This window comes from Sagittula sp. (genome assembly GCF_052825245.1).
In genome coordinates, this window is sequence record NZ_JBRBWD010000013.1 from 87,374 (window position 1) to 99,244 (window position 11,871).

At 66.3% G+C, this 11,871-nt stretch carries 11 protein-coding genes; 6 read left to right on the forward strand and 5 right to left on the reverse strand.

The genetic code is table 11. The features are described 5' to 3' along the window. The first annotated feature begins 202 nt into the window (after window positions 1-202). The 4 genes from ACU0DV_RS03610 to ACU0DV_RS03625 all read left to right on the forward strand — a co-directional run bounded on the left by ACU0DV_RS03610 (window position 203) and on the right by ACU0DV_RS03625 (window position 5,242). The gene (locus tag ACU0DV_RS03610; RefSeq protein ID WP_100930513.1) at window positions 203-1,288 is read left to right on the forward strand and encodes a TRAP transporter substrate-binding protein; all 1,086 of its coding nucleotides are present in this window, start codon (window positions 203-205) and stop codon (window positions 1,286-1,288) included. Window positions 1,289-1,426: 138 nt separating this feature from the next. Beyond that, a complete protein-coding gene (locus ACU0DV_RS03615) occupies window positions 1,427-2,347 on the forward strand; it encodes a TRAP transporter small permease subunit (RefSeq protein WP_100930514.1) in 921 nt (306 codons plus the stop codon). A gap of 13 nt (window positions 2,348-2,360) precedes the next feature. Beyond that, a complete protein-coding gene (locus ACU0DV_RS03620; RefSeq protein WP_446241066.1) occupies window positions 2,361-4,724 on the forward strand; it encodes a TRAP transporter large permease in 2,364 nt (787 codons plus the stop codon). 233 nt (window positions 4,725-4,957) lie between these two features. Further along, entirely contained in the window at window positions 4,958-5,242 is a 285-nt protein-coding gene (locus tag ACU0DV_RS03625) for a hypothetical protein (protein WP_446241067.1), read from the forward strand. 4 nt (window positions 5,243-5,246) lie between these two features. Here the strand turns inward: ACU0DV_RS03625 and ACU0DV_RS03630 are convergent, their stop codons facing one another. The 5 genes from ACU0DV_RS03630 to ACU0DV_RS03650 all read right to left on the reverse strand — a co-directional run bounded on the left by ACU0DV_RS03630 (window position 5,247) and on the right by ACU0DV_RS03650 (window position 8,617). Continuing rightward, window positions 5,247-6,059: an arginyltransferase gene (locus tag ACU0DV_RS03630; RefSeq protein WP_100930517.1), complete on the reverse strand. Its 813-nt coding sequence runs from the start codon at window positions 6,057-6,059 to the stop codon at window positions 5,247-5,249. Window positions 6,060-6,262: 203 nt separating this feature from the next. Beyond that, a complete protein-coding gene (locus tag ACU0DV_RS03635; RefSeq protein WP_198521771.1) occupies window positions 6,263-6,706 on the reverse strand; it encodes an RDD family protein in 444 nt (147 codons plus the stop codon). A 104-nt stretch (window positions 6,707-6,810) separates the two neighbouring features. Continuing rightward, complete coding sequence (locus tag ACU0DV_RS03640; RefSeq protein ID WP_100930518.1) at window positions 6,811-7,257, reverse strand: DUF2852 domain-containing protein; 447 nt, start codon at window positions 7,255-7,257, stop codon at window positions 6,811-6,813. A 304-nt stretch (window positions 7,258-7,561) separates the two neighbouring features. Next, window positions 7,562-8,029 carry a YbaK/EbsC family protein gene (locus ACU0DV_RS03645; RefSeq protein ID WP_446241068.1) on the reverse strand — a complete coding sequence of 156 codons (468 nt, stop codon included), beginning with the start codon at window positions 8,027-8,029 and terminating at the stop codon, window positions 7,562-7,564. Beyond that, window positions 8,030-8,617, reverse strand: coding sequence for an NAD(P)H-dependent oxidoreductase (locus ACU0DV_RS03650; protein ID WP_446241069.1), 588 nt, complete (start codon window positions 8,615-8,617; stop codon window positions 8,030-8,032). Between the two features lie 64 nt (window positions 8,618-8,681). On the opposite strand from ACU0DV_RS03650, the gene ACU0DV_RS03655 reads away from it, so the two are divergent. Next, the gene (locus ACU0DV_RS03655; protein WP_446241070.1) at window positions 8,682-11,447 is read left to right on the forward strand and encodes a [protein-PII] uridylyltransferase family protein; all 2,766 of its coding nucleotides are present in this window, start codon (window positions 8,682-8,684) and stop codon (window positions 11,445-11,447) included. Further along, window positions 11,444-11,701: a hypothetical protein gene (locus ACU0DV_RS03660; RefSeq protein ID WP_446241071.1), complete on the forward strand. Its 258-nt coding sequence runs from the start codon at window positions 11,444-11,446 to the stop codon at window positions 11,699-11,701. Before ACU0DV_RS03655 ends, ACU0DV_RS03660 begins: the two co-directional genes overlap by 4 nt. The last annotated feature ends 170 nt before the right edge of the window (window positions 11,702-11,871 follow it).

Sequence of the window (11,871 nt, forward strand, 5' to 3'; positions counted from 1 at the left end):
CACCGCCGCGAATAATTTACCATAGGTTGTATTCCGGGGGCAGGTTCACGTCACGAGCGGCATTTTCGGGTCATTTATCCGGCCCGTCTGCGCAGTAGTGGGTATTTCCAACCCAGGGAATCGTACCTAGTCTGCCTCCACTTTCAACGATCCGCGCAGAGTGGGGAGCCCTGCGCATCAAGAACAATCTGGGAGGATTTCAATGGATCGTCGTTCTTTTCTTCGCGCGTCCACCGTGGGCGCGGGCGCTGCAGCTGCGTCCACGCTGGCCGCTCCGGTCTATGCACAGGGCCAGCGCACGCTGACCATGGTGACGTCGTGGCCGCGCGGTTTCGCGGTTCTCGATGACGCGGCGCAGTACCTCGTGAAATTCGTCGGCGAGCTGTCCGACGGCAATCTGACCATCGACCTGAAGGCCCCGGGCGAGCTGGTGGGCGCGTTCGAAGTGTTCGACGCCGTGTCCTCGGGCCAGGCCGACATGTACCACGCCGCCGACTACTACTTCATCGGCCAGCACCCGGGCTTTGCCTATTACACGGCCGTGCCGTTCGGCGGTACCGCGCAGGAAATGGTGAACTGGTACTACCACGGCGGCGGCCAGGAGCTGCACGACGAACTGGGCATGATCTTCAACCTGAAGGGCCTGATGGCGGGCAACTCCGGTTCGCAGTCGGGCGGCTGGTTCCGCAACGAGATCAAGTCGGCCGACGACTTCAACGGCCTGAAGTTCCGCATGCCGGGCCTTGGCGGCCAGGTGTTGGGCAAGCTGGGCGCATCGGTTCAGAACATCCCGGGCGGCGAGTTGTACCAGGCTCTGTCCTCCGGTGCCCTCGACGGTCTGGAGTGGGTCGGCCCGCTGGCGGACGAGCGCGCGGGCTTCCAGGAAGTGGCGAAGATCTATTACACCGCCGGTTTCCACGAGCCGGGCTCCGCTCTGTCGGCGAACGTCAACCTCGACGTCTGGAACGACCTCAGCGACACCCACAAGGCGATCCTGAACTACGGCTCCATGGCGACCACGCACTACCAGCTGGCCGAGACGCTGGCCAACAACGGTGCGGCGCTGGCGCGTCTGCAGGCGCAGGGCGTGAAGACGCTGCAGTTTTCGGACGACGTGTGGGACGCCTTCGGCGCGGCGTCGAAGGAAGTCATGGACGAGAACATGAACGACGAGCTGTTCGCCAAGATCCGCAACTCCTTCGAGGAGAGCCTCGCGACCTCCGCAAGCTGGATCAACAAGTCGGACGGCTTCTACGTGCAGCAGCGCGTGCGCGTGCTGGGGCAGTAACCGAGACCGAACGGGTGACGGGGCCCCCTGCGGGGGGCTCCGTTTCCGCATCCGGGCGCTGCGCCTCGCGCGCCGCGCCCGTCGTGCCGCAGGGGGTCCGAAAGGGACCGGCGGCCACCGGGACAATTGGGGGTAATCATGGACGAGACCGCGGCAGGCGGCGGGATTCTGAGCGGGATCGGTTGGGTCCTGCAGAACATCGCCATGTCTTTCTACAACCTTGGCTACGCCATCACCCATCCGGCCAGCTGGCTGGACTGGAGCGATCAGACGGCCATCATGCGCTTCATCTACTACGGCGCCTCGGTGGAGCTGTGGTTCATCGTCGTCACCTTCTTCCTCGTGCTCTTCGCGATCGGCCTGTGGAAGCGGTCCTTCCTGTGGGGCGTGGTGATCGGGCTTGAGTTCTTCGGCAACTGGGTCGGGCGCTTCTTCGCCTGGGCGGGCCTCCTGATGGTCCTGCAACAGGTGATCATCGTCTTCATCCAGCGCATATTCGCGCGCCCCGACATCGTCGTGGGCTTCGGCATCCCCATCGGGTTCGACATCTCGTGGTGGGCGGAAGAGCTGAAGCTTTACAATGCGATGGTGGTGGCACTGTGCCTTGCCTACACCTTCATCCAGGGCGGCCACGTGCGGGTCGACCTTGTTTATTCCGCGGTCAGCTTCCGCACCAAGCGGATCATCGACATGGCGGGGTCGCTCTTCTTCATGATCCCCATGGCGACGCTGATTTGGCTGTATACCTGGTACTTCCAGTGGCGGTCGCTGATCGTGCCGCCGGTCAATCCTACCGATCCGCTGGACCGGCTGGAGATGAAGGCCCGCGCGCTGCGCTGGAACGTGGAGACCATCGGGTTCAGCCCCAACGGCTTCACCGCCTACTTCCTGTTCAAGATCCTGATGGTGATCATGGTCGGCATGATCTTCATCCAGGCATGGACCTTCTTCTTCCGCTCGTACCTCGAGTTCGTCGAAGGAGAGGAGTCGGAGGGCAAGTACCTCGACAGGGACAAGGTGGAAACGGGCGAAGAAGCCTACGACCACGCCGAATTCTGAAGGATCGAACACCATGCTATTCGGACTTGATGGCGTCGAGATCGGACTGATCATCGTCTTTCTGACGCTCTTTGCCGCGATCCTTTCGGGCTTTCCGGTGGCGTTTGCCATCGGTGGCGCAGGGGTCATTTCCTTCGGGATCATCGCCGCGCTCGACAGTGCCGGGATCCTGATCCACCAGGCGATGGACACGTCCTCGCAGCAGTACCGGGATCTGGTCGCCTCAGGCGTCAACCCGTCGAACATATCGATCTTCCGATACCCCGAACTGCCAAGGGTGCCGACAGAGTCGATCTTCCCCGCCGGCGGCTGGGAAGAGGGGCTGAAGCGCACCGTCGCGGGCATCACCAACCGCATCAACGAACGCGTCATCGCGGGCCAGTCCATCGAGACGCTGCTGGCGGTGCTGATGTTCGTGCTGATGGGGATCGTGCTGGAACGCTCGAAGATCGCCAACGACCTGCTGACCACCATGGCGCGTGTCTTCGGCCCGCTTCCGGGCGGTCTGGCGGTGTCCATCGTCGTGGTGGGCGCGTTCCTTGCCGCATCGACCGGCATCGTCGGCGCGACAGTGGTCACAATGGGCCTGCTCGCCCTGCCGACCATGCTGCGCAACAACTACTCGCCGGAACTGGCGACGGGGGTGATCGCGGCGTCGGGTACGCTGGGTCAGATCATTCCGCCGTCCATCGTCATCGTTCTTCTGGGGACGCTGGCGGGCGACCTTTACGCCACGGCGCAGGACGCCCGGGCGCAGGCTGCGGGCTGTACCGACGCGCTGACCTTCCTCGGCAAGCCGGCGGTGGTCTCTGTCGGCACGCTGTTCCAGGCGGCGCTGCTGCCGGGCATCCTTCTGGCGTTCCTCTATGCCGCCTATGCCTTCGGCTACGCGATGTTGAAGCCGCACAAGGCGCCGCCGGTCATGGCCGAGGACAGCCACAACGAGCCGGTCACGCGCGGCGAGGCCTTTACCTGGTACCTCGGGGTTCCAATTCTGCTGGTCGCGGGCACCATGGTGCTGGCGCAGCTCAACATCGTCGGCAGCCAGTCGTTCACGGTCAACAGCTTCTCCGACACCGCAGCGACCGCGTCCTTGCGGACCAACGTGAGCGATGCCTGCAAGACCTCGATGATCGAGCTGCACGGGCAGGAAGCCTGGGACCGCGCGGTGGCCGAGCAGACGGCCATCGACGAAGCTGGCGGCATCCAGGAAAGCGTCCGGCGCTCCCCGGAAGAGATCGCGTCGATCCGGGCCGGGATGATTTCGGACGCGGCCCCGATCGGTGTGGGCATCGCCACGCTGGCGGTGATCTTCGGCCTGATCCTCGCGGTGGCGCGCGGCGTGTCGCCGTCCTCCGATCCGCGCCCGTTGCAGATCGGCGCCTTCGGGATCGTGCTGGGCCTGCTGGTGGACTGGCTGCTGCTGCGGCCGACCACCTCGGCGGGCATGACGGTGGTGCTGATGGCGATCCCATGGGCGATTACCATGTTCGGCGTCGCCTATGGCTTCAAGCTGCTGTCGAAGAACGAGCTCCTGCGTGTGGTCTTCCCGCCGCTGGTGCTGATCGTGGCGGTGCTGGGGTCGATCCTTGGCGGCATCACCAACCCGACGCCCGCCGCGGCGCTCGGGGCGGCCGGTGCCATCATGCTGGCGGCCTACCGCAAGCTGGGCGACCAGGGCCGCAGCCCGAAGGTCATCATCTGGACCACGCTGGCCGTGATCGGGATGATCCTGATGGGGATGAACTTCGACCTGCGCATCAACACCGAAACCGTCAGCATCGAAACGTGGGTCGCCTTCGTCTTCACCTACATCCTGTGGCTCTACGCGCTGTTCGGCCTGCTGTTCTCGTGCTGGGTGCTGTTCACTTCGGGCGTGCTGACGCCGGCGGTGCGGGAGACGGCCAAGGTGACGTCGATGGTCTTCACCATCCTCATCGCCTCGCAGCTTCTGAACCTCGTGGTGATCTCCTTCGGGGGCGAGCATTACATCCAGGAGTTCCTCAAGAGCTTCGACGATGTGCGCACGGTGTTCATCATCGTGATGCTGGTGCTCTTCGTGCTGGGCTTCGTGCTCGACTTCCTCGAGATCATCTACATCGTGGTGCCGATCGTCGGCCCGGTGATCTACGGCGCGCATTTCGATCCGAAGTGGGTGACGATCATGATCGCGGTGAACCTTCAGACCTCGTTCCTGACACCGCCCTTCGGCTTTGCGCTGTTCTACCTGCGCGGCGTGGCGCCGAAGGAGGTCACCACCGGGCACATCTACCGCGGCGTGATCCCCTTCGTGATCATCCAGGTGGTGGGGCTGCTGCTGCTGGCGGTCTTCCCGGGCGTGGTCACCATTGTTCCGGCGCTGCTGGGCAGCGGCTGACCTGAACCGGGACGGCCCGTGAAACAGGCGCCCCCGCGGATCACCGCGGGGGCGTTTTCGTTGCGGCGGGCAAGTGAGGGCGCCGCGCCACATCTGCCACATTCTTTTAGGTTGAGTTAAAGTTCGCCATAAAATTGTATGATTGTGTGCGCTATGTTTTCCCAATCGGGTGCCACGCTGGCATCGTTCCGGGCGCAGACCCGGGCGGAAGACAATAAGACGAGGATACGATCATGTACGCATCACGCATCGCAGGCACGGGGCGGAGACAGGCCCGCCCGGCACATGGCCCGCAGGAGAGCCGCGGCCCGGTCCGCGCGTACGGCCTGACCGGCCCGGTGCACCGCCGGGGCAGCACGCGCCACGACAGGCACCTGATGGAGATGGACGACCCGGCGGCATGGCTGATGGAGCCCGCGACCGAGTTCCACGCGGTGGCCCGGCGCGCGGCGCGCGGGGTGTTCCTGCTGGCGGTTGGGCTTCTGATGACACCGGCGGTCCCAGCGTTCCTCGGTTGAGGGTTCAGCCGCGCCCGTCGGGGAAGGAGATGTTGGCGACCTGTTCGGCGATGGGATCGGTGGACAGGGGATGCGTCTCCGCCTCGTAGGCGGTGGGGTCGGTCAACCGCTCCCAGCGGCCCTGGCGGTAGATTTCCAGCGCGTCGAACTGGGCCTTGTAGCCCATCTTGTCGGACCCCGGCACCCAGTAGCCCAGGTAGACATAGGGCAGGCCGGCCTCGCGCGCGATGTCGATGTGGTCGAGGATCATCCACGTCCCGAGAGAGTTCTTCGCCTGCGAGGGCTCGTAGAACGAATAGACCATGCTCAGCCCGTCATCGAGCATGTCGGTCAGGCAGGTGGCGATCAGGTCGCCCGTCTCTCCGTCGAGGTATTCGATCACGCGCGAGCGGATCGGCGTCTCCTCGATCATGGCGGCGAATTCGAACACATCCATGTCGGCCATGCCGCCCTGTGCGTGCCGCTCGTCTAGGTAGCGGCGAAACAGGTCGTACTGGTCTTCGGTGGCCCAGGGGCTGGTCGCGCGGCGTTCGAGGTGGGCGTTGCGCTTCAGCGTGCGCTTCTGCGAGCGGGACGGCTTGAAGTTCTGCACGTCGATGCGCGCCGACAGGCAGGCCGCGCAGTCGGAGCAGGACGGCCGGTAGAGCACGTTCTGCGAGCGGCGGAACCCCTGTTTCGACAGCGAGTCGTTCAGTTTCTGCGAACCTTCGCCCTGCAGCGCGGTAAAGAGCTTACGCTCCATCCGGCCCTCGAGATAAGGGCAGGGCTGCGGAGCGGTGACATAGAATTGCGGTGCAAGCGGCAGCGAGTGGCGCATGGTGGTGCCATTACTCCGGGATGTTTAACGAAACGGTAACAACGATCATGCCGCCCGCCAACCCCCACTTATGGGCAGGAAGGCATTAGGACAATCTTTACTGATCAATTGGTTAACTGAAGGTTAATTGGTTCGGTTCCCGGGAAGGCGGCGCAAAAGTGATTCTTCCGGACCCCATCTGCGAGGGGCCCGGAAGCTGCGGGTCACGCCCGGCGGTTGAGGGCGACGGTGCCCAGAACCATGTCGGTCAGGCCCTGGCCGCGTTCGGAGGTCGCCATCAGCACGACCGAAACCACCTGGATGATGAAGGTCGACATGCTGATCGTGTAGCCCAGGACGTGGAGGAAAGCCTGCCCGCCGTCGAGCCGTTCGCCCCATGCGTTGCGGAACTCGATTGCCATGAGGCGCATGCCCCATGTGGCGGAACCGCCCGCGAGCGTCATCCAGCGGTAGAGGAAGCCCACCGCGAGGAAGATCAGCGGCATCATGAACAGGCCGACGATGGTCACGGTGGAGATCACGAGGGTCACGAGCGCGATCAGCACCACGTCGACGATCCAGGCGAGGAAACGCTTCACCAGAACCCCGTCGTAGAAACCGGCCTGACGCTCCGGGTCGGGCAGGTGGGACATCGGTTCGGTGTACATGCGGGGCTCCTGTAGGGTGAGATCTGTCATCAGTTTACCAGCGGTGGGGACGGGACAAAAGGGAAGCGCCCTCGGGGGCGCTTCCGGATGGCTGCGGGGGACGCTCAGGCGTCTTCGTCAACCGTCTTGGCGGACTCGGCGGCGCGCTTCTCGCGGTCGTTCATGAACTGGTCGAACTCCGCCTTGTCCTTGGCTTCGCGCAGACGCTCGAGGAAGGATTCGAAGGCTTCCTGTTCCTGTTCCAGCCGGCGCAGGGTTTCCTGCTTGTAGGCGTCGAAGGCCATGTTGCCCGAGGGCTTCATTGCCGCCCACGCAGTGTGGCGGTGCGATTGGAAGTGCTGTTTGCGCTGTGCGCATCCTTTGCCGAACATGCGTTTGCTCCAGATCATGTAGGCCAGAAGGCCGAGGCCCACGGGCCAGAAGAAGATGAATCCGAGGACCATGGCCGCGATCCAGGCGCCTTTGCCCTTGTGATCGAGCCACGCCTCGGCCCGGGTCAGCCAGCCTGCGTTGGCGGGCAGATGGGTCGTTTGGTAAGCGGCGGTGGTCATGTCTCTCTCCGTTTGGAAGTGAATGTGAATGTCTTTCACATGACATGAGATCGGGATTGCCGGGCGGCTTATCAAGAGGCGATGTGAAGGTTTTTTACATTTTGGCGCGGAATTTGCGAAGTGATGTGCGGATGGTAAGCGAAAACAATGGGTTGTGGTGCGTGCTGGTGTGATTTTCGGGGTTTTGCCATGGTCTTTTGGCATCCTGCAGCCAGCGCCGGACGCGGTTTTCCGGCGGTTTCCGGGGGTTCGAGGACCGGAAAAACCCGCCCGGCTGGCCGCCGCAGGGCGTTCCGCGCGCGCCTCAGAGCGTGAAGTCGGCCGTCTCCGCGCCGGTCAGGCCGGGCAGGCGTTTGGGGTCAATCGGGAAGACGTGGCGCGGTGTGCCGGCTGCTGCCCAGACCTCCTCGAACGCCAGAAGGCGCGGGTCGAGCCAGGCGCGGATCGGGTTCAGGTGGCCGATGGGGGCGACGCCGCCGATGGCAAAGCCGGTCTGCGCCCGGATCAGACCGGCGTCCGCCTTGCCCAGCGGTTCGCCCGCCAGCGCCGTGGCCTTGTCGGCGCAGACCCGGTTGCCGCCCGCGGTCAGGAACAGCACCGCCTCGCCCGAGGTTTCGGCGCGGAAGATGATCGATTTGGCGATCTGGTCGACGTGCACGCCGACGCTGTCGGCGGCTTCCTGCGCGGTGCGGGCCTGTCCGACCTCGCGGATGTCGGGGGTGAGGCCTGCCGCCTCGATGGCGGCGCGGACACGTTTGAGGCTCTTGCTCATTCAGGGCTCCGTGGGAAAGAGGTGGGTGGCCGCGCGGGTGATGCGGGTCTCGAAGCGGTTCAGGCGGGCGGGCGTGACCTTCTCGGCCCCGTTGAGGGCGAGGAAGCGGAACCGGGCCTTCGGCGCGCACGGTTTGAACACCCCGTATTTCAGCGCGCGATACACCGGGCGGCGGGCCACGAGGCGGTCGTACCACGCGGGCGCGCCCATGGTGGTGACCGCCAGCACGGACTTCAGGCCGGGCAGGCCGGGGTGCAGCGTGCCCTGTTCCGGGTCGTGGGCGTAGGCCACGCCGGGAAGGAAGGTCCGGTCGATCCAGCCCTTGAGGATCGCGGGCAGACCGAACCACCATGTCGGGAAGACAAGGATCATGCCGTCGAAGGTCTGCAGCCCGGTAACATCCTCGAAGGGCGTGCTGTAATAGGCGCGCCGCTCGTCGGCGGTCAGGGCGGGTGCGAACCCTTCGGCATAGAGGTCGCGCAACGTGACATCGTGCCCGCGCCCCGTCAGATCGCGCGACAGGCGGTCGGCGAAGCGGTGGCTGAGACTGTCCTCCAGCGGGTGGGCTATGACCATGAGCAGGCGCATGGCGGTCTTGTCTCAGAGCGCGCAGGGCTTGCCAAGCCGCTGATGTCATGAGCATCTGCCAGACATGACGCTGGAAAGCCGCATCACCCGCCTGCCACGCCCCTTCGATCCCGAGAAGGGGGAGGAAACCCTGTCGAGCGCCCGCTGGGCCAGCGGCGCCGTTGCCGACCTGCTGCGCGGCACCGGCGGCTCCTCGCCCTATCTCAAGGGGCTGATCGCCCGGGAGGGCGACTGGCTCGAAGAGGCTGCGGGCGACATGGAGGCTGCGCTGGCCACGGTGCACGCCGGTCTGCGCGAGGTGGCGCCCGATACGCTCGGCAGCGCGCTCAGGCAGGCAAAGCGGAGGATCGCGCTGCTGACCGCGCTCTGCGATCTGGCCGGCGCGTGGGAACTGGAGGATGTCACCGGCGCGCTGAGCGATTTCGCAGACCTGTCCGTCACGCTGGCGCTGCAGGCGGCCGTGGGTCACGAGATCCGGCGCGGCAAGCTGCCCGGCATGAGCGCCGAGGATGTGGAGACGGCGGGCGGTGCGGCGGTGCTGGCCATGGGCAAGATGGGCGCGGGAGAGCTGAACTACTCCTCCGACATCGACCTGATCTGCCTCTTCGACGAAACCCGCTACGATCCCGACGACTATTTCGAGGCGCGCTCGGCCCTCGTGCGCGCCACGCGCAAGATGTCGTCGATGCTGAACGATCCCACGGGCGAGGGGTATGTCTTCCGCACCGACCTGCGGCTGAGGCCCGATCCTTCGGTGACGCCGGTCATCATGGCGATGGAGGCGGCGGAACGGTATTACGAGAGCTTCGGGCGCACCTGGGAACGCGCGGCCTATATCAAGGCGCGGCCCTCGGCGGGGGACATCCCGGCGGCGGAGCGGTTCCTTGCCGCGCTGAAACCCTTCGTCTGGCGCAAGCATCTCGACTTTGCGGCGATCCAGGACGCGCATGACATGCGGCTGCGCATCCGGTCGCACAAGCGGCTGCACGGGCCGGTGACGCTGGCCGGGCACAACATGAAGCTGGGGCGTGGCGGCATCCGCGAGATCGAGTTCTTCACCCAGACGCGCCAGCTGATCGCCGGCGGCCGCGACCGGGACCTTCGGGTGCGCGGCACGGTGGAGGGGCTGCGGGCGCTGACCGCCAAGGGTTGGGTGCCGGAGGATGTCTCGGAAAAGCTGGTCTGCCACTACCGTGCGCACCGCGAGGTGGAACACCGCATCCAGATGGTCAACGACACCCAGACCCACGACATGCCGACCAGCGAGGAGGGGCTGAACCGCATCGCCTGCCTCATGGGCTGCGACCTGGCCGACCTGGAGACAGAGATCGTCGACCGCCTGACAGAGGTGCATTCCCTGACGGAGGGCTTCTTCGCCCCCGACTCGTCTGCGCCCTGTGCCGAACCGGAGGTCTTCGAGGACAGCGACCTGCCGCGCCGCTGGTCGACCTATCCCTGCCTGCGCTCGGAACGCGCCCAGCAACTGTGGCAGCGCGTGCGGCCGGAGATCCTGCGGCGCCTCGCCGCCACCGCCCGGCCCGAAGAGGCGCTGGCCGCCTTCGACGGTTTCCTGAAAGGGCTGCCCGCGGGCGTGCAGCTTTTCGCGCTGTTCGAGGCCAATCCGCAGCTCGCCGACCTGCTGGTGGACATCGTCGGCACCTCGCCCGACCTTGCCGTCTACCTCGCGCGCAACGCGTCCGTGCTGGACGCGGTCATCGCCGGGGACTTCTGGAGCCAGTGGCCCGGACGGACCCGGTTGGCAGAGGAACTGTCGCGCGTCCTGGAGGCCGAACCGGACTACGAACGGCGCCTCGACCTCGCGCGCCGCTGGGCCAAGGAATGGCACTTCCGCGCAGGCGTGCACCTCCTGCGCGGGATGATGGCGCCGGAGGAGGCGGGCCGCGCCTATGCCGACCTTGCCGAAGCCGTTCTGACGGCGATCTGGCCGGTGGTGCAGGAGGAATTCGCGCTGAAACACGGCGCGCCGCCGGGACGCGGTGCCGTGGTGCTGGGCATGGGATCGCTTGGGGCAGGGCGACTGCACGCGCGCTCCGACCTCGACCTCATCGTGATCTACGATCCGCAGGACGTCGAGAGTTCGGACGGCCGCCGGCCGCTGCCCTCGCGCACCTATTACGCACGGCTGACGCAGGCGCTGGTGACGGCGATGACCGCGCGCATGTCCGAGGGCCGGCTCTACGAGGTCGACATGCGGCTCCGTCCCTCCGGCAACCAGGGGCCGGTGGCGACCTCCTGGGCGTCTTTCCAGCGTTACCAGCAGGAAGAAGCCTGGACCTGGGAGCACCTCGCGCTGACCCGTGCGCGGGTGATCGCTGGCCCGCGCGACTTCGCCGACGACGTGGAGGCCTTCCGGCTGGGCCTGCTGGCCGAGCCGCGCGACCGCACGAAAGTGCTGTCGGAGGTGGCCAGCATGCTGCGCCGGATCGAGGCGGCAAAGGGCGGCTCGGGCCCGTGGGACGCCAAGATCGGCCCGGGCCGGATGCAGGAGATCGAACTGATCGGGCAGGCGGCGGCGCTGATCTCCGGCAAGCCTGTGCGCCAGACGCCAAGGGCGCTGCGGGCGGCGGACTGGCTCGACAGCGGCCCGCTGGTGGCGGCCTACGAACTCGCCTGGTCGCTGCAGATCGGCGCGCGGCTGGTCAGCGACAAGCCGCTCGACCCCGACACGCTGGGCGCGGGCGGCTGCGCCTTCCTGCTGCGGCTGACCGGGCACGAAACCCTCGACGCGCTGCGTGAGGAACTGGATACGCGCACCGCGCGCGCCGCCGGCATCATCCGGGCAGTCCTGCCCGAAGGAGAAGAGACATGAACGACGCGGACCCCAAGGGGCTGATCCGGGAAGCCTACCGGATCGAGGGCATCACGAACGAGGAATGCCGCTCGATCTTCTTCGACTGGGCACTGTCGCTGCCGGTCGACACCGATACAAGCACTCTGATCGCCGCGCTGCTGGAGGAGTACGGCCAGGAGGGCCACCCTATGACGGAAGTTCTGCGCGAAGGACAGCACGGCATTGCTGCGCCGAAGCGGCGCGGCGGATGGCGTTCGCGCCCGCGCAACTGAGCGCGGATCTCCCCTTCATCTTGGCCGAAATACCTCGGGGTCCGGGGCCGAGCCCCGGCGTGGGGGGGCGGGGGGGCCCCGGCGACCCCCCCAAGCACAACCCCCCGGGGCGCGGGCGCCCCGGCCCCGCGCGCGCCGCCCCCGCACCCCGCCCCCCCCCCCCCGCCGCC